This is a genomic window from Thalassobaculum salexigens DSM 19539, from assembly GCF_000423805.1.
Taxonomy (GTDB): Bacteria; Pseudomonadota; Alphaproteobacteria; order Thalassobaculales; family Thalassobaculaceae; genus Thalassobaculum; species Thalassobaculum litoreum.
This window is the reverse complement of sequence record NZ_AUIR01000013.1, coordinates 61,153-79,355: the sequence shown is the minus strand read 5'-3', so window position 1 is coordinate 79,355 and position 18,203 is coordinate 61,153. Positions and strand designations below refer to the sequence as shown.

Annotated in this window: 11 protein-coding genes; 6 read left to right on the top strand and 5 right to left on the bottom strand. The window is 67.7% G+C overall.

Annotated features, from left to right (window positions below):
- Positions 1-23: 23 nt before the first annotated feature.
- Both G578_RS0103085 and G578_RS0103080 read left to right on the top strand, forming a co-directional pair.
- Complete coding sequence (locus G578_RS0103085; protein WP_028793001.1) at positions 24-1,169, top strand: peptidoglycan-binding domain-containing protein; 1,146 nt, start codon at positions 24-26, stop codon at positions 1,167-1,169.
- Positions 1,170-1,336: 167 nt separating this feature from the next.
- A complete protein-coding gene (locus tag G578_RS0103080; protein ID WP_342664889.1) occupies positions 1,337-4,360 on the top strand; it encodes an ATP-binding protein in 3,024 nt (1,007 codons plus the stop codon).
- Between the two features lie 6 nt (positions 4,361-4,366).
- Here G578_RS0103080 and G578_RS24470 read toward each other — a convergent pair whose 3' ends face one another.
- From G578_RS24470 to G578_RS0103065, 3 genes are read right to left on the bottom strand one after another with little or no spacing between them, the layout of a single operon-like run.
- On the bottom strand, positions 4,367-5,119 hold the full coding sequence (locus G578_RS24470; RefSeq protein ID WP_051243777.1) for a TfuA-like protein: 753 nt from the start codon (positions 5,117-5,119) through the stop codon (positions 4,367-4,369).
- Complete coding sequence (locus G578_RS24465; RefSeq protein ID WP_211228848.1) at positions 5,116-6,366, bottom strand: YcaO-like family protein; 1,251 nt, start codon at positions 6,364-6,366, stop codon at positions 5,116-5,118. The genes G578_RS24470 and G578_RS24465 overlap by 4 nt, the downstream gene beginning before the upstream one ends.
- 59 nt (positions 6,367-6,425) lie before the next feature.
- On the bottom strand, positions 6,426-6,656 hold the full coding sequence (locus G578_RS0103065) for a hypothetical protein (protein WP_028792999.1): 231 nt from the start codon (positions 6,654-6,656) through the stop codon (positions 6,426-6,428).
- A gap of 287 nt (positions 6,657-6,943) precedes the next feature.
- Between G578_RS0103065 and G578_RS0103060 the strand changes: the two genes are divergently transcribed.
- Positions 6,944-8,995, top strand: coding sequence for a hypothetical protein (locus tag G578_RS0103060; protein WP_028792998.1), 2,052 nt, complete (start codon positions 6,944-6,946; stop codon positions 8,993-8,995).
- A gap of 6 nt (positions 8,996-9,001) precedes the next feature.
- Here G578_RS0103060 and G578_RS0103055 read toward each other — a convergent pair whose 3' ends face one another.
- Both G578_RS0103055 and G578_RS24460 read right to left on the bottom strand, forming a co-directional pair.
- Positions 9,002-9,691 carry a Crp/Fnr family transcriptional regulator gene (locus G578_RS0103055; protein WP_051243774.1) on the bottom strand — a complete coding sequence of 230 codons (690 nt, stop codon included), beginning with the start codon at positions 9,689-9,691 and terminating at the stop codon, positions 9,002-9,004.
- A gap of 333 nt (positions 9,692-10,024) precedes the next feature.
- Entirely contained in the window at positions 10,025-11,689 is a 1,665-nt protein-coding gene (locus G578_RS24460; protein ID WP_038013391.1) for a sensor domain-containing diguanylate cyclase, read from the bottom strand.
- Positions 11,690-11,820: 131 nt separating this feature from the next.
- Here G578_RS24460 and G578_RS0103045 point away from each other — a divergent pair, with 131 nt between their 5' ends.
- The 3 genes from G578_RS0103045 to G578_RS24450 are packed head-to-tail and all read left to right on the top strand — an operon-like array spanning position 11,821 to position 18,196.
- On the top strand, positions 11,821-12,669 hold the full coding sequence (locus G578_RS0103045; RefSeq protein WP_051243769.1) for a glycoside hydrolase family 191 protein: 849 nt from the start codon (positions 11,821-11,823) through the stop codon (positions 12,667-12,669).
- Positions 12,669-14,939 carry a polysaccharide deacetylase family protein gene (locus G578_RS28110; protein ID WP_051243766.1) on the top strand — a complete coding sequence of 757 codons (2,271 nt, stop codon included), beginning with the start codon at positions 12,669-12,671 and terminating at the stop codon, positions 14,937-14,939. Before G578_RS0103045 ends, G578_RS28110 begins: the two co-directional genes overlap by 1 nt.
- Positions 14,939-18,196, top strand: coding sequence for a tetratricopeptide repeat protein (locus G578_RS24450; protein ID WP_038013389.1), 3,258 nt, complete (start codon positions 14,939-14,941; stop codon positions 18,194-18,196). The genes G578_RS28110 and G578_RS24450 overlap by 1 nt, the downstream gene beginning before the upstream one ends.
- Positions 18,197-18,203 lie beyond the last annotated feature (7 nt).

The following is an 18,203-nucleotide window of genomic DNA, read 5'->3' as shown; positions in this document are numbered from 1 at the left end:
GAAGCTCCCGCCAGGAGACCGGCATGCCCGTTTCCGGATCGCTGATCGACGTGGTTGTCAGCCTTGTCCTCGTCTACATCCTGACCGCCCTGATCTGCTCCGCCGTTCGAGAGTTCTTCGCATCCGCCTTCCAACTTCGGCAGAAGGCCCTGGCCCGGACCATCCGCGACCTGTGCGGCGAGAACGAGGATCCCTGCGTCACCAACAATCTGGCGGGGCGGATCCTGGACCACCCGGCGATCCGCAAGCTCCGCATGCCCGGCAGGATCGGCCCGTCCTACCTGTCCGCGCGGCTGTTCGCCGGCGCCCTGCTGGACGAGCTGACCGTTCTGGCCCAGGCATCGGGCACGGCCCGCCCCAGGGTCGCCGACCTGCTGGCGGCCGCACCGAACAACGATTTGCGGCGAAGCCTCGGCCTGTTCGCCCAGGAAGCCGGGATGGACCGCCAGGCCTTTCGCCAGCGGATCGAGGACTGGTACGACGACGCCATGGACCGCGCCACCGGCTGGTATCGGCGCCGCAGCCGAAGCTGGATCCTGATCTTCGCCGCCGCGGTGGCCGTGGCGCTCAACATCGACACGCTGGAGATCGCACGGATCGTGTGGACCGGCACCGCGGCGTTCGGCGCCGGCGTTCCGGCGGCGGGCTCCCCCCAAGACGCAATTCTCACCGCGGGTCCGGGCATGCCCATCGGCTGGATCTTCGCGGAGGAGAGCCGGCCCTGGACGGCGGGCCTCGCGGCGGTGTCGGTCGTCGCCTCCCATCCGTCGAAGCTGCTGGGCTTCCTGATCACCGCCGTCGCCGTGTCGCTCACCGCCGATCTCTGGTTCTCCCTGTTGCGGCGGCGCGGCGGGCTGCGGGCCACCGGCGCCCTGCCCGAACGGCGTATGGCCGGGGTCCACCCGGCCCCCTATCCCGCTATCCAGATGTCCGCCGTCGGTCTGGTGCCAGAGCGGGCGGAAAGCGATCTGGAGGCATCCGGACTGACCCGGGACGATATCGAGGACATCCAGCGGGCCCTCGGCATGACCGGACGCTTCCTGACCGGACATCTCGATCCGGCGACCCGGTCGATGATCGAGGAATACCAGCTCTCTGTCGGCCGACGTCCGACCGGGGTTCTGACGCCGTATCTGGTGGAACGGCTGCTAAACCCATCTGAACGGTAGAAATTTAAATCCTTAATTTCTATTCAAGATCGATGTTCTAAATTGCTGGGCCGATCTACATCTAATTCGCGCGGAGGATCACATCGGTATACGCGGGCGGCGAGAATGTTAAAGTCGCCGACGGTAAACCGATGAGCTGAATATTTCTTGCTTCATACGCCTTACACTTGGGGGAAGAGGCGTTGTCAGACGAAGATCGGCGTCCGGTCAAAGAAAGACGCCATCTGACGGTCATGTTCGTCGACCTGGTGGGCTCCACCGGGTTGGTCGACGAGCTCGATCCGGAAGATGCCCAGAACGTCTTCGACGCGTTCTCGGGGAAGTGCGCCCAGTTGATCAAGCAGTTCGGCGGCTACATCGCCCGCATCGAGGGCGACGGTATTCTCGCCTATTTCGGCTTTCCCTCGGCCCGCGAGGATGCCAGCGAGCAGGCCGTGCGCGCGGGTCTGGCGGTCGCAGAGGCCGTCGCCAGGATCCGCACGCCGATGGGCACCAGCCTCGCCTGCCGCACCGGCATCGCGTCCGGCTCCGTGCTTGTCGGCGAGGCCTATACCAGCAGCGGCTCGATCTTCTACGAGGTCATCGGACGCGCGCCCCATGTGGCCCGGCGCCTGCAGGAGCAGGTCGAACCCGGCGAAGTGGCGATCTCCGACGCTGCCTATCGCAAGGCCGGCGGTTTCTTCGTCTGCGCGCCGAACCCGCCGATCCGGCTGAAGGGCTTCCGCAACCCGGAGATGTTCTGGCGGGTGCGCGGCCATCGCGAGCTGCCGCTGCGGTTCCTGGCCCGCGACGCGCTGCAGCGCTGCGCCTTCGTCGGCCGGACCGAGGAGCTGACCGTCCTGCACCGGCTGTGGGACGGGGCGCGGCTCGGCCAGGGGGCCGCGGTCGGCGTGGTCGGCCCGGCCGGCATCGGCAAGTCGCGGGTGATCTACGAGTTCGTCCATTCGGTGGCGGAGGACTCGCCGCACCTGGTGCTGATGCAGGGCAACACCCACCACCGCAACAGTCCGTGGCAGCCGCTGCGCGACGAACTTATCCGCCACCTGGATACCGCCACGCCGCCGGGCGGATCGCGGCTGGAGACCCTGACGCGCGAACTGGCCTCGTCGGCCAGCGCGCAGGAGTTCGAGGACGCCCAGGCGATCCTGCGCATCCTGGAGGACGGGCAGTCCGGTGTCGCCATGTCGCGTCCCGGCGAGGAGCGCGCCCGCGTCGTCGCTGCCCTGGTGCGGCGGCTGGAGGCGCTCGCCGGCCGGGCGCCGGTGATCGTGGTCATCGAGGACGTCCAGTGGCTCGACGACTCCTCCGCCGAGTGGCTGGAGGCGCTGTGCCGGGTGGTGGAGCGGCACCCGATCCAGGTGGTGCTGACCAGCCGGGAGACCCTGTCCGCCCGCCTCAAGCTCGACGTCACCGAGATCCAGCTCTCCGGCCTGACCCAGGAAGACGCGCGGGCGATGGTGGATCTGCTGATCTCGGAGAAGCCGTTCGCCCATCTCGACGCCCAGGCGGTGCTGGCGAAGGTCGGCGGCATTCCGCTGTTCATCGAGGAATACGTCACCCACCAGCTCGACCGGGTCGCCGCCCGCAAAGGCAACGGCGACGGCCGGGAGGTCGATCCGGACGACGCGCCGACCACGCTGATGGACCTGCTGAACGAGCGGATCGACGAGCTCGGCCCCGGCAAGGCCTTCATCCAGACCTGTGCGGTCTGCGGCGACGTGTTCGACCTGCGGCTGGTGGCACGGACGGTCGGGGTCGATGTCGATCACGCCATCGCCGTGATCTCCGATCTGGAATCCCGGGGCATCCTGACCGGCAGTGCCGCGGTCGGCGACGAGTTCCGGTTCCGCCACGCCCTGCTGCGCGACGCCGGCTACTCCAGCCTGCTGAAGGCGGATCGGGCGGCGCTGCACGGCCGGATCGCCCAGGCGATGGAGACCTATGCGGCGGAGGACGGGTTCGCCGCCTCGCCGGAAGTGCTCGCCTGGCATTTCTCCGAGGCCGACGATGTGGAGAAATGCCTGACCTACCGTCTGGCGGCGGCGGAGAAGTTCAAGGGCCAGTACGCCGCGACGGAATCGATCCACCAGCTCGAACTCGCCGCCGCCGAGGCCGACGCCATGGAGGAAGGCGGCCGCCGCCGGGAATGGCTGGTGCGGATCTACAACCTGATCGGAGCGACCCGGAACATTTTTTACGGCTGGGGCGATCAGGTCGGCCAGGAGATGTTCGAGAAGGCCCTCTCCCTCACGGTCTCCAGCGACGACGGACGCTCGACCTTCGACGCGGTGCGCGGACTCTGGAATGCCAACATGATCCAGGGGAACTATCCGCTGGTCGAGGTTCTTACCCGCCAGCTCAGCGCCATCGCAGCACGGTCCAGGGACCCGATGATGCGGGTCGATGCGGCGAACGCCAACGGCGCCTATCGACTGTGGTCCGGCGGCTTCAAGGAAGCCCACGCGAGCTTTCAGGAGGCCCTGCGACTCTACGGTTCTGCGGGCATCAATCGAGCGATCGGGGCGCAAGGCACAGACCCCGGTGTTGTCGCTCTTTGTCTCAGCGCCTGGAATTTCTGGTTCTTAGGAGATCGAGAAGCCGCTTTCGAGACAATCAAGGCCGCCAAGCAGCGGTCTGAAAGGATGCAGCACGTCTTCGGTCTCGCGTACTCGCACAGTATCTGCGCATCGATGTGGCAGTGCGAGAGAAACCCTGAGCAGGCACTGGCGGAAGCGAACCAGTCAACACTCATCGCGAGCGAAAACAAGTCGGGCATGCGCTACTGGATTGACCGTGGCGGATTTCTCTCTGGTTGGGCGATTTCATTTTCTGGTGACAGGCAAGCTGGAATCACCCGGATTCGCAACTCGATCGACTCCTATAAGAGCAGCGGCGGCGGACAGCTCCTGCCCTATGCCCGAACGTTGTTGGCGGAATGTCTGCTGGCTTCCGACCTTCTTGCGGAGGCCGAAGCCGAACTCACCCAGGCAGGAGCGGACCTCCCGTCAGAGCACCCGTACTATTATGATTCGGAGCGCCTGCGTCTGCACGGTGAGGTGCTGATCCGACGCGGCTATGAGACCGAGGGTGCCGAGGCCCTAGCCTCCGCCTTGTCATCGGCCGAGGCCTTCGACTCTCCGCCCCTTCGAAAGGCGGTCGTCGAAACGCGGGCCCGCCTTCAACGACGTTGACTGGCTTCAAGCGACACGCGGCCACGCCTGGCGTTCCGCCCAGGCGACGAAGGCCCGCCAGGCCGATGTGTCATTGAAGGTGTAGCGCACGGTCTTCGGTTCCAAGAATTCGGCGGCCCGGTCCCGCATCATCGTCAGCAGGGTCTCCGCGTCCTCCGCTTTCACGTCGACGAGCTTTTCGGATACCTGCGCGGCCAGGGTATCGATATCCGCGCGATGACCGCCCCGCTCCAAAGCCCGCGCCGAAATCCGGGACACCGTCCGCTCGCGATATCCCAGGGCCTTTGCCGCGTCCCGATAGAGCGCCAGACTGGTCGGCTCCTCCAGTTGGTCCGCGGGAAAGGCCGCGAGCGTCGCCCGGATGCTGACCATGGCCAGGGTCAGCGGCCGATGGCCGAGTTCCAGCGGCCCATGGGTCACGGCCACCTCGTCGTCATCCTCCAGCGCGCCGTCGCGAAACGCCTCGTAGACGCTGCCGACGCCTTCCATGCCGAAGCTTTCGAGCTCGGCCGCGCGCAGGGCGCCGATGCTGGAGGCACCGAGGATATGAACGCCCTGGGCCATGGCCCAGAGCACTTCCTTGTGCCAGACGGAGGGCACGGCATCGAAGAACCCGTCGATGATACCGATTGCCTTGGGGGACTCGCGCAGGGCGAGATACACGTCGCCCTGCCGCGCGGGACCGCGGAGAGACAGTTCCGGGAAGCGCTCCCGCGCGCCGGGCGCCAACGAGGGTCCGCCGAAGACGATCAGGGTCATGACGCCGCTCCCTGCTGCGGATCGATTCCGGCAGCGAGCAGCGCGCGTCGGCCGGGCCGATACAGGCGGGCGTTCGGATTGCCCTCCAGACCGGGCACGATCACCCGCGCCACCGGAATGTTGAACTCGGAGCGGGTGAGATCGACCACGATGACCTGATCCAGACCGATCGCCGAGAGCCGCTCGACCATCCGCTCGATCAGCGCCCGGGAACTGCGCGCCTGAAGGCTGGGAATGTCACCATAGGCCACCGGCGGCGGGGCCGACCGGGTTGCGGTCGCCGGCTCGACGACCGGCACCTCGTCCGGACGCTCGTCGTAATAGGTCGGGTCGATATCGTCGCGCACGCCCGCGATCATGGTGAGCCGACCCTGGGCCGCTTCCGAAAGGGCGCGGGACAGGGCGATATGGGCGAAGGGATGACATCCATGGCCGTCGAATCCGGTGACGGAGATGGGCATCCCGGTGGGCGGCGTCGGGATCCAGACGTTGAAGACCGGCACCCCGATCTCGGAGGTGAGGTTCCAGGCCCGAACCGGCACCTCGGCGGCGGCATAGCGGTCGAGCAGCGCCCGGCAATGGGGATCCGTCACCGTGGACAGATCCAGCTCGCACCGGTCACGGTCCTCGTCGGATTTCAGCCGCCAGAGCGCCAGGCAGTCGCGCTCGATCACCTCGCTGAGGCCGTGGCAGATCGCCTCCTCGATGGTGTTTCCGGAGGCCAGCCCGTTGGAGGTACAGAGAAAATAGCCGCTGCCCTCGGGGAAGGGCGTGCGGAAATCCGTATGGACCGCCTCATAGGGTACCCAGACCGGATCGCCGGAGGTCAGGTCGTAGCCCTGGGTCCACAGCAGCCGAGCCGTCGCCGTCAGATCCTTGCGGGTCGACAGGGCCATCGCCGTGACGTCCGCGACCGTCTCGCGGAACCGCAGCTCGTTGTAGGAGCCTAGAAGCAGCGGCGCCAGGATATGCTCGGCATGATGGATCTCGATCGCCTCCATCAGGCCCGAAGCCTTGGCGGCATCCAGGGAGGCGCCCTTGCCCTGAGACACCGAGACGGAGCGGGCGTTCGGGCGGGTGACCATCACCACCGGGATGCCGATGGTGTCGAGGCCGGTCACGTTGGCAACGCGCGTGATGCCGAAGACAGGCAGCAACGGCATCACGCGATCGATCGTTTCGCGCGGTGAACAGGCACGCGTGGTGCCCTCGATTTCGGCGAATGCTATCGGGGCAGCGTCGTTCACCGCTCCCTCCCATCCTCAAAATATGAGGAAGTTGTCCCGTGTTAAGGAACCGATCGGGCTCAGGCCCCGTCGATACCTTCCATGCAGTTGAAGCTGTCGCTGCGGTCGGCGGTGCCGTCGCTGCGCAGCACGAAGGCCTTGTTCGGGAACTGCGCGCCCGCCTTGTTCAGGACCTTCTCGAAATTCGGGTTGCTGTCCAGCCGGTCGAGCAACCGGGCCTTCTTGATCTCGTACCAGTCGCCGTTATCGGCCTGGTAGAAGACACCCACATTCCACACATCGTCGGCCATCGCCCCACTCCTTGAAAATTGCGCATATTGCGGGCCGAAGACTAACACCAACCGGCCCATAGGCTTCACCCATTAGCTGTGTGAGAATTCACACTGACGCCAAGCATGCGCAAGAAAAAGCTGTCAGAGTTCACCAGTAAACTGGCCGGGGGGTTGGGAGCGTGGAAGTCTCGTCGATTGTGGCGCCGAATGCCGATGTGTTCGCGGGCGCCACGCTTAGTCCAACGGCGGTTCCCTGCCCCTGGCCGGCGGCCTCTTCCCCGGCGCCCCCCTCCCCGGCGGCCGGCATGGCCCTGTCGCCGGAGATCGCCGCCGGGTCGTGGTATCTGCTGGCCCTGGCCGAGGACGGATCGCCCGCCCATCAGGGCACGCTGCGGATTTCGCTGGAGGACGGCCGGCTCTGCGTCTCCGGCGACCTGTACCGGGCCCCGCCCGGGATCTCCGCCGCCGACCTGCCCCACCACGGCGAGCGGCTGACGGTCGACGACAGCTGGTTCTGCCAGCCGAACCGCAGCGACTATGCCTGCCACTTCCGCGCCATGGGCGGCGGGCTCGCGGGAAACACCCTGACCGTGCAGACCCGGGTCTTCGCCTGGCAGCCGGCGGTCGGCAGCGCCGCCAGCAACCGGGTCGGCGATTTCGGAAGTTTCGCCGATTGCGTGATGACGCTCGGCCTCCAGCCGTCCCACCATCATCACGCGGCCGCCGCCGCCGCCCCGGTTCTGGCCGGATCGATCCTCTGTGACGGCCGGCCCCACGCGCTGTGGGCGGTCAAGGCCTCGGCCTATCCGCGCGGCATGCGGCTGGTGGTGCATGAGATGGAGGGCCGGCCCTGGCCGGAGGATGAGACCCACAACGCCCGAACCCTGGTGGACATCTACCGCAAGGCCGGCATCGACCTGCACGTGATCCGCCCCCCCGAGAAGCTCCCGGCGGACGACAGCCTGATCCGCAGCGAGCTCGACACGATGCTGGCCGACCAGGTCAATCGTTATGCCGCCGGGCCGCTCTGGATCCAGCACGTGTTCCTGGTGTCCTCGCTGAACTGGTCGGGCCTGGACGGCACCGGCCAGTTCGGCAACATCGCCGGGCTGATGTTCGACAATATCGACCGCCATCGCCAGGGGGCCGCGGTGTTCCTCGATGCCGACCTGGCCAGTTCGGTGGACGAGCTGAACACCCGGATCGACCAGAGCGTCCGCGGCCTGCCGATCGGCCGCTCGGCCCAGGTGACCCTGCGCACCATGGCGCACGAGATGGGACACACGCTGGGGCTGCGCCATTCGCCGGTCGACCGGGCGCAGAATTGCGGGATCATGAACCAGATCCAGGAGCTGCTGCGGATCGTCGACCCGGCGACCGGACCGCTGTTCCCGGCGATCTCCCGGCTGGAGTTCGACGCGGTCGACAGCCGCAACCTGAGCCACCGGCCGGACCCGGAGGTCTGCCCCGGCTGGGGCAACTGGAGCGTGCCGCCCAAGGGGATCGAGATCGGCCTGCAGCCGGATACCGGTCGCACGCCCGGCTTCAAGACCGACCCGGTGCTCGACATCCGGGTATCGGTGCGCCCGGCCAACGAGCTGGCCGCCGAGGACGCGCCCGCCTCGATCAAGCGCAGCTTCGACCTGGGCGAGCCGGTCTTCCTGGAGATGACCCTGCGCAACATCACCGACGCGCCGATCACGGTGCCGGCGTCGGTCACCCTCACCGACGGGCTGACCGAGGTGGCCGTGATGGACCCGGGGGCGGAACGGCGGCGGCTGATCGGTGCGGCCCAGACCCTGTGCGACGGCACCGAAATGGTCAGCCTCGCCCCGGGTGCGCGGCACCGGCATATCCTGCAGTTGCACAGCAGCGGCGACGATCCGGTCTTCACCAAGGTGGGCGACCATGTGGTGGAACTGGCGGTGAACACCCGCGAGCGCGGCTGGATCGAGGGTCCCTCGGTCACGGTGACCGTAAGGGCCGATCCGCCGCTCAGCCGCAGTACCTCGCGCATCACCGCCCGCCGCCCGTTCTGCGACGCCATGGCCCTGGGCTATCTGGCGAGCTATCGCGGGATCGAGGATACCGACATTCTGCTGCGGCAGCCGGCCTATCCGCTGGGTGCGCGGCTCGCCGCCGGCCTGCTGCAGATCGCGACCTTCGCCGCGTCACCGGCCACCGGCAAGACCCGCATGTCGCCGATGCAGCCGAACGCCAAGCGGGTGCAGTCGGCGATCACGGCCCTGAAGCAGACCGGCGTCACCCGGGAGGCGGTGATCGCCATCGCCGACGCGATCAACCCCCTGACGGACAGCCGCTCCGCCATTGCCAAGGCGATTGTGGAGAACTGGTAGCGCCGGTCAGATGTTGGTGATCATCGCCCGCAGCCGCTCGATATCCAGAATCTCGAGAACCTGACGGGATTTCTTGATCAGTCCCTCGCTCTCCAGATAGGCGAGCTCGCGCGAGACCGCCTCGCGGTGGGTGCTGATCCGGTTGGCTATTTCCAGATGGGTCGGCGGGCTCTTGATCCGGCGAACGCCGCCCGCCTCCTCCGGCGCGTCGCCCGCCATGCGCACCAGTTCGGCGTGGATGCGGTTGTTCACCGCCAGGGTACTGAACTCGAACACCCGGTCGCTCAGGCTGCGGACCTGCTGCACCAGTTCCTTGATGAAGCGCATGGCGACGGCCGGATGCTCCTGGATCAGTGTCAGGAATTCCGACTGGCCGAGGACCGCCGTCTCGCAATCGGTGAGCGCCACGACGGTCGCCGAGCGTGGCCGGGCGTCGATCGCCGAGTACTCGCCGAACGTGGCCCCCTCGTCGAGGTCACGGTACGAGACTTCCTTGCCGCTGGTCGAGAAGCGCTTGGCCCGCACCTTACCGGCGGTGAGGATGTAGACCACGTTGGTCATATCCTGCTCGCCGACGATCTGGCGGCCCTTCTGGTATCGGCGCCAGTCGCACAGATCGGCGATCCGATCGAGCACGACATCGTCGAGATCGCTGAACAGATAGGCTTTCTTCAGCTTGACGGCGCGCGCGTTCATAGCCCCCACCAGCTCCCCATTGCGTCGGCACTAGCACCAGATGGCGGTCCCGAGAAACCCCAGGCCGCCGAGATGCATACAAAGTTAACTCATCCCGCGGTATCGAAACACCGTTTGAGTGCATCCGGCAACGGGGCCCGTCAGACGCCGATACAGAGGGATCGACCGACGGATACGGGGATCCGCCGACTGAGCGCGCGGACGGCCGTCTCTAGCGCACGGAAAAAGCAGAGAAATCAGGGTATCGAGACGGGAGCGCGACTGGAGGCGAACCAAATGCGCGCCAAGGCTCTGCCTCCCGGAGCGGCTCTTCGGACAGTGTCGCGACGGACCTCAGAGCGGGGCCGCGGCGGCTTTCGCAGTGGCGGCTGCGCCATCGCCATGCACCCGGACCTGGTTCTTTCCGTCCCGCTTCGCCCGATACAGGGCCTTGTCCGCCAGCGTGATCACCTGGGACAGACCCGCCCCATCGCGCGGATAGAAGCCGATACCGACGCTGGCGCCGATCCGCAGGGCCAGCGGTTTGCGGCCGTCGCTCCTGGACACCTGGAACGGCTCCGATATCTGGTCAACGATCCGCGCGGCGACCCGGCGGATCGGGCTGTCGATCGAGGACTCCGCCATGACCAGGAAGGCCAGGAATTCGTCACCCCCGCTGCGGACGAGAAAATCGCCCGCCCGCATGCACCCGCGCAGGCGACCGGCGACCTCCTGCAGGACGACATCGCCGGCATCGTGGCCGTGATTGTCGTTCACCTGCTTGAACCCATCGAGATCGATCGCCAGGACGGCATAGGCCCCCTCGGAGTGCTGCCGCGAGGCAATGAATTTTTCCAGGGACGCCCGGTTTCCGAGATCCGTCAGCGGGTCGTTGAAGGCCTGGTCGGTCACGGCGTCCAGGTCCGTCTGCTTGGCGATCAGGGACCTGACCAGATCCGCGAACGCTTCGGAGAGCACTTCGATCTCGCGGGGGCCGCGGATCTTCGGAAAGGCCGCCGTCTGATCCTGCCGCAGGGCGTGCGCGGCCCGGGAAAGGGCCTTTACCGGACCGGCGATGCGGCTGGAGATGACCCAGCCCAGGGCGGCGGCGAGGGCGGCGAAGACCAGCCCGATCGCCGCGATCCGCGTGGCCAGATCGGTGATCGGCTGAAAGGCGACGGCCACCGGGCTGCGGGCCAGCACCACCCAGCCGAACCCTTCGAACCGCCCATGACCCCGTACTTCCGTGAACCCGGTCAGGTAGTCCTCGCCATCGGCCCAGGTCTCGATCGCCCAGCCGGTCCGTCCGGCCATCGCTTCGGTGATCGCCGGAAACGCCAGGGGCTGACCGAGAAGACTCAGATCGGGACCGAGGAGAACGGTCCCATCCGCGGATACCACGAACAGGTCCACGTCACGGCGGCTGGCCGCCCCACTGAGCAGTGCCTGCTCGACCGATCTCACCCAGCTCCAGCTCAGGTGGGTGGCGAGGACACCGGCCGTTTCGCCGTCCGGGCCATAGATCGGCATGGCGATGTCGACGAACTTCATCGGCTCGCCGGTCGGATTTTCGATCAGCGACGCCAGCAGTACGGCGTCGTGGACGTCGCCGACGAACCGCTCCTTGATGCCTTCGATGAAGACCGGTCTGTGGCTGATATTGACGCCTTCCAGGACCCGGTCGGTCGCGGCTACCACCGTGCCGCCGGTGTCGAGTACACCGATCCAGGAGAACTCGGGGACCGATGTCTGCAGATGCTCGATCACCGACCGCGTCTGCGTCACGTCCTGAACGTCTCCGAGCGCCGGCAGACCTGCCAATACGTTGACTTCGGCAATTCGCACGGCCATTTCTCGGCTCAGGCGATCGGCCATCTCGGTGGAAAGGTCGCTCAGGCTGACGCCGATACGTTCCCGGATCTGGTCTGTCACGAGATCGCCGACCACAAGCGCAAGGGCCGCGCCGACGGCGATCGCCAGACCGAGGGTGGCGCCTATGATCTGGCCCTTGAGGGTCATCGGGTCGTCGGTCTCCTGGTCTGCCGATTGCGCTGGCGTGCGGCGGAGGCGACATATGGAAGCTGCCGCCTGGCACATACTTTGATATAAACCCTAAAACACCGTAAACTTTCATGCTCACTCGACGTCAAATGATAGCCTCTCTCGCTCTCGGGGCCCTTAGCGCCCGGGGAAAACAGGCGTTTGCGCGCTCTCGAAGCGATGAGAACCCCTATCAATGGACTGTCTTTTACGCAGAGGAGGCAGCGTTCGAAACGCTGCTCCCGTACGACCTGCTGATCTTCGATCGCACGGCGCATCCGCCGCTCGAGCCGCTCATCGATGCCGGCAAGACGGTGTTCGGATACATCAGCCTGGGTGAGATGAACCGGCAGCGCGACGTGTTCGCCCGGCTGCAGGACTGGGGAATTCTCGGCGAGGAGAACCCGAACTGGGAAGGCAGCTATTTCATCGATGTGCGCGATACCCGCTGGGTCGCTCTGGTGATCGAGGAGATGGTGCCGGCAATTCTGCGGCGCGGATTCCAGGGTCTTTTCCTCGATACGCTGGACAATCCGATCGAGCTTGAACGGCGCGATCCGGTGGCGAATGCCGGCATGACAAAGGCCTCTGCACGGCTGATCAAGGCCCTGAAGCTGCACTGGCCCGAGGTGCCGATCATCCTGAACCGGGGCTATGAATTGCTCGACCAGGTGGCGTTCGATATCGACCATGTCCTGGGCGAGTCGGTGTATGCCGACTATGATTTTTCTACCAAAACCTATCAGAAAGTTCCCGACCCACTCTATCGAGAGCAGGTCGAAATCCTGCAGCAGGCGCAGCGAAAGAATCCCGATCTCAGCGTCCTGAGCCTCGACTACTGGGACCCGGCCGACACCCGAACCATCGCCGAGATCTACCGCGTCCAGCGCGAAAACGGCTTCTCGCCCTATGTCGCGACGATCGATCTCGACCGCATCGTGCCGGAACCGACCGGCTGATGGTGCACCGCTTCGGCCTGGTCATCGCCCTGGTCTGCGGGTGGTTGCTGCCAGCCCCGATCCACGCGCAGACAGACGCCCAGCCCGCGCCGCAGGCCGAGCATGTCCCGGTCCCCCGTACCGTCATCGCCCTGGTCGAGGGCGGTTCCGACTTCCGCCTGCGCGATACCCGCAGCCACGTCATGGCGACCATGCCGCTGGAGCAGCTCGGCCTGGTCGTGGAGTACTATCGCGCCGACCGGCCCCTGCCCGATCTGACCGGTCGTCCTGACGTGCGGGGCGTCTTCACCTGGCTGGCGGCAACCTCCCGGCCCGGTGCCGAACGCCTGCTGACCTGGTACGAGCGGGCCGTCGACCTGGGCAAGAAGCTGGTGGTTTTCGGCGAGCTGGGCGTGTCCGCCGACCCGGAGACCGGTCCCCTGCCGAGGCGGCGCATCAACCGGCTGATGGAACATCTGGGCGTGCATATGGGCGAGGGCTACGCGTCCTATACCGCCGGCACCGCCTACCGGGTCCGGGACCGGAACATCTGGGGCTTCGAGCACACCCCGCCGCTGCCGCCACCGTTCTCGGAATACACCATCGTCGACCCGCGGGTCACATCGCACCTGACCCTGGAATCGACCGGTCCCGAGCCGGTCCATGGCGACCTGATCGTCACCGGCCCCAATGGCGGCTTCGTCGCCCCGTTCTTCGCCGCCGAGATGGACCCGCCATCCAATATCCGCCGGTGGCTGATCGATCCCTTCGCGTTCTTTCGGCTGGCCTTCGCCACGGACGACCTGCCGAAGCCGGATACCACCACCCTCGCCGGCCGCCGGATTTACTACAGTCACGTCGATGGCGACGGCTGGCGCAGCATCTCCGAGGTGAAGATCGACGACGAGCCCGCCAGTGCCGCCCGCGTGCTGCTGGAACGGGTGGTCGAACGCTTCCCCGACCTGCCCGTCACGATCGCGCCGATCGCCGCCGAGCTCGATCCGGACTGGGTCGACGATGCCGAGGCCCGACGCGTCGCCCGGGCGTTCTTCGAGCAGCCGCATGTGGAGGCCGGCTCCCACACCTACAGCCACCCGTTCCGCTGGGCCTTCTTCGAGCACTACGATCGGGCGGTCGAGCAGGAGATCGTGCGGCGGAACGGCACCGATCACGATATCCACGCGGGCTATGCCCGGCTTGCGGACGAGCAGGACGCCGCCGGCGTCGACGAGACCAAGCTGGATATCGGCAAGTACAGCCTGCCCCGGGCATTCTTCGCCGAACCGTTCGACCTGCAGCTGGAGATCGACGGGTCGCTCGACCGTATCGCCGAGGTCGGCGGCCAGAGTGTGAAGGTGGTGCAGTGGTCGGGGGACACCTCGCCCTTCGAGGCGGCCCTGGCGGCGACCCGCGAGGCCGGCGTGCCGAACATCAACGGCGGCGACACGCGGTTCGACAGCGACTACCGCTCCTACGGTTTCGTCGCGCCGATCGGCATCCCCGTCGGCGCCGAGCGGCAGATCTACGCCTCGATGAGCAACGAGAACACCTATACCGATCTCTGGACCGGCCGGTTCTTCGCCTATCGCCATGTGCTGCAGACGATCCGGAACACCGGACTGCCGATCCGGGTCAAGCCGATCAACCTGTACTATCACAGCTACGCGGCGGAGAAGCTGGCCTCGACCAATGCCCTGCTGCAGGTGCATGAGTCGATGCGCGGCCGGGAGATCGCCCCGGTCACCACCTCCCACTTCGCCCGGATCGCCGGCGGTTTCTATACCACCCGGCTGATCCCCCTGGGCCCGCGGCGCTGGCGGGTGGAGGAACGCGGCGCGCTGCAGACCTTGCGCTTCGACCGCGCGACCCGCACGGCGGTCGACTTCGCCGCCTCCTCCGGCGTGCTCGGCGCCCGTCCGGCACATGGCAGCCTGTACGTGGCGCTCGATCCGGAGGTCGCCGCGCCGGTGGTGGCCCTCACCGACCGCGGCCACCCGCTCGACCCGGATCCGGCGCCGCATCCCTATCTGTTCGACAGCCGCTGGCCGGCCTATGCGCTGACGGCCGACGCCGACGCGGCGACCGTCTCGGCCCGGGGATTCGGTGCCCTGTCGATGACGTGGATCGTGCCCCGGACCGGCACCTGGCGGGTCCGCATCAGCCAGGACGGCGACACGGTCTGGAGCGAGACCGTCGAGATCGACGGGGACCGGCGGCTGTCGATCGCGCCGGGTGACGCCGCCGAGGCGACGGCCGAAGCCAGGATCCGGATCGAGCGGATCGGCGACTGATGCGCCAGTTCGCGATCATCACCGCCTTCGTCGTGGTCGTGGCGTTGGCGCTGAGCTTCCTGCTGCTGCCGAGCCAGAAGGAACTCGGCACCATGCTGCTGCGCGACCGCGAGTACGAGGAATCGCGCAGATACTTCGAGGAACAGATCGCCGCCGGCGATCGCTCGCCCCAGGTGGTGACCGGGCTGCTGGAGATCTACATCCGCAACGGCGATGTCGATCGGGCGATCGCTCTCGTCGGCAGCTACGAGGAGGCGATCGGCACCGGGCCGGATATCCTGCGGCGCCTGGCCGAGCTGTACCGCCAGGACCGCCGTTTCGGTCTGTACCTGCAAACCCTCGAGCGTCTGACGGCCATCGAGCCGACGGCGGAGCGGATCGGCGACCTGGCCGACGCCTATTACAAGGCCGGCAGGACCGAGAAGCAGGTCTCGGCGCTCAAATGGCTGCGCTCGACCGGTTCCGCCCCGGTGGATCGCCAGGTGGAGCTGGCCGAGCTGCAGATCGCCACCGGGGCCTATGAGGCCGCGGCCGACAGCCTGACCCGGCTCCTCGACGCCTCCCCGGACGCGCTCAGCGCCTCCTACAAGCTGCAGCTCTTCGACCTCGCCCTGCACCTCGGCGACCGGGACCGCGCCGTCCATGTCGCGGACCGGACGCTCACGCCGGACGCCCCGGGCAGCCTGGCCGTCTCCTTCGCCGACACCGCACTCTACCGCCACGCGCCGGAGCTCGGTCTGCGGCTGCTGCACGCGCACCGGGAACTGGAAGCCAGCGATCCGGACTGGCGCCGGCTGCATGCCAACGGATTGCGGGCGGTCGGCCGGGACGACGAAGCCTGGGCGGAACTGAAGGGCTGGTGGCAGGAGGACATGCTGCCGCCGGCCAGCGCCGGCAGCCTGGTCGAACTCGCCATCCGGCGCGCCGAGCTGACCCTCGCCCTCGACGCTTTCTCCCATTTCGGCCTGGAACAGGTCGGCTCCGAGATCGCCCTGTCGCTGGTCGGCGAGCTGCACCGCGCGGGCCGAGCCGACGCCGTGGACGCGATGCTCGCCACCCTGGGGCCGGATGCCCTCGACGCCGATCCGATCCTGGGGGCGGAGATCATGATGGGGCGCGGCGACATGGCCGCTGCCGGGCGCTTCGCCGACCTCGCCCTGGCGCGGAGCACGGCCACGATGGGCGAGCGGCTGGCGCTGGCCAGCGTCCTGGCCCGGCTGGAGCGCGCCGACGAGGCCTTCGACCTGCTGCACCCCTACATCGCCGAACCGGCCCTGCCGGTCGAGGGCGCGCTGCTTCTGGCCGAGCTCTACGTCCGCCTGGACCGGGCGGAGGACGGGTTCTGGGATGTGGCGGCCCTGCTCGCCCAGCGCAGCTCGCCGCGTCTGCGGGCGATTTGGGCGCAGCTCGCGCTGGCGACCGGACGAACCACCCTGGTGGCCGAATGGCTGGAGCGCGAGCCGACCCTGGATCCGAGGACGGCGATCGACATCTACTTCCTGGCCGAAGGACGCCAGGCCTGGGACGCGGCGGTCCCCGCGGCGCGCCGGCTCACCGCCCTGGAACCCGGAAACGAGTCCGCCCAACGCCTGGCCTATGCCCTGTTCCAGAACGGCGAGGCCGAGGCCGCGCTCGACGCCCTGCGGCCCCTGATCCCCGACAATCCGGATGCCGAGCCTCTGTATGCCGACATTCTCGGCGCCCTCGGCCGTACCGACGAGTTGGTCGACCTCTGGACCCGACAGATGGGCCGGCCCGGCCTGAGCGACGAGGACCGGGAGGGCCTGGTCTACAACCTGCTGCAGGTCGGTGCCGATGCCGCCGCCTGGGATCAGCTTCTGGCACTGGTGGAGAGCCAAGGTGGCGGCTGGTGGTATACGGCAGCCGCCGCAGCCAAGCGTCTTGGGCGGGTCGAGGCCTTTGCCGAGGTCGCCCGCAGCAGCCTTCAGGACGTCGACCCGGCGTCCGAGGAGGCGACGGCCATCGTCTATGCCGTGGCCGATGCCGACCGGGACGCCTCGGTCCCGCTGTTCCGCAGCCTGGCCGAGCGCGCGCCGGCGCAATGGGACCCGGCCTATATGGGCGTGCTGCGCGACCTCGGGCGCCGCCAGGAGCTGATCGCCTGGACCACCGACCGGCTGGCGCAGACGCGGGATCCCGAGACCGCCCTGTCGCTCGCCTATGGCCTCGCCGAGATGGATCCGGCCGCCGCTGCCAAGGCGGTGGCACCGCGGGCGGAGAGCAGCCGCGCCTTCGCCGATCTCTATGCCGACCTGCTGCGCCGCGCGGGCCAGCGGGACAAGGCGCTCGCCTTCGAGCTGGCCCTGGCACAGAGCGGCCGCTTCGGCGCGGACTACACCCGCGAGGCCGCCTTCCGGGCGCTGGAGTCCGGCGACCGGGCGACCGCCGAACGCCTGTTCCGCCGGGTCGCCGCCGATGCGCCGCCGGACAGCGACAGCGTGCGCCAGCTGTTCTATCTCTGGGGCCCGCGACCCCGCCCCGAGGCGCTCGACTGGATCGAGGACCGGGCGCGCCGGGCCACCGGAGAGGACCGCGACGCCTGGCTCGACACGCTGATCGAGATGCGCGCCGGCAAGCGGGTCGCCGCCATCATCGGCGGCCTCGACGGCGCCACGACCGACCGCGAGCTGCTGCATCTCGTCAACGCCTATGCCCAGATCGACGACAGGCAGGGGGAGAGCCGCCAGAAACTGCGCGACGCCATGCTCCAGGCGATCGCCCGGATCGAGCAGCCGGAACGGCTGCGCGGCCTCGCCCGGATCGCCGAGAACACCCGCGACCGCGCCCTGATCACCGCCGCCTGGCGGGCGGTGCTGGCGGCGGCACCGGCAGATCCGGAGGCGCAGCGCACCCTCGGCCTCATCGCCTATGACGAGGGGCGGCTGATCGATGCCGAGCGTCTGCTGGGCGCCTACCTGGCCAATGGCGAGGGGGACTACGAGGCCAATTACTACTATGCCGACACCCTGGCGCGCACCGACCGCACCGCCCAGGCGATGCCGTTCTACCGCCGCGCCCATGCCCAGCTTACGCAGATCGAACCCCGCGATTTCACACAGGAGGTCGCACGGGCTAATCTGCTGCGCCGGCTGGGCCGCACCGCCGAGGCAGTGGCGTTGATGGACAAACTGGTGCGGCAGCGACCGGAGGATGAAGGATTGCGTGCCGACTTCGCCGACCTGCTGATCGAGTCCGGGGACCTCCGGCGCGCCCGCTCGATTCTGAAGCTGAAGTGAGCGGCGT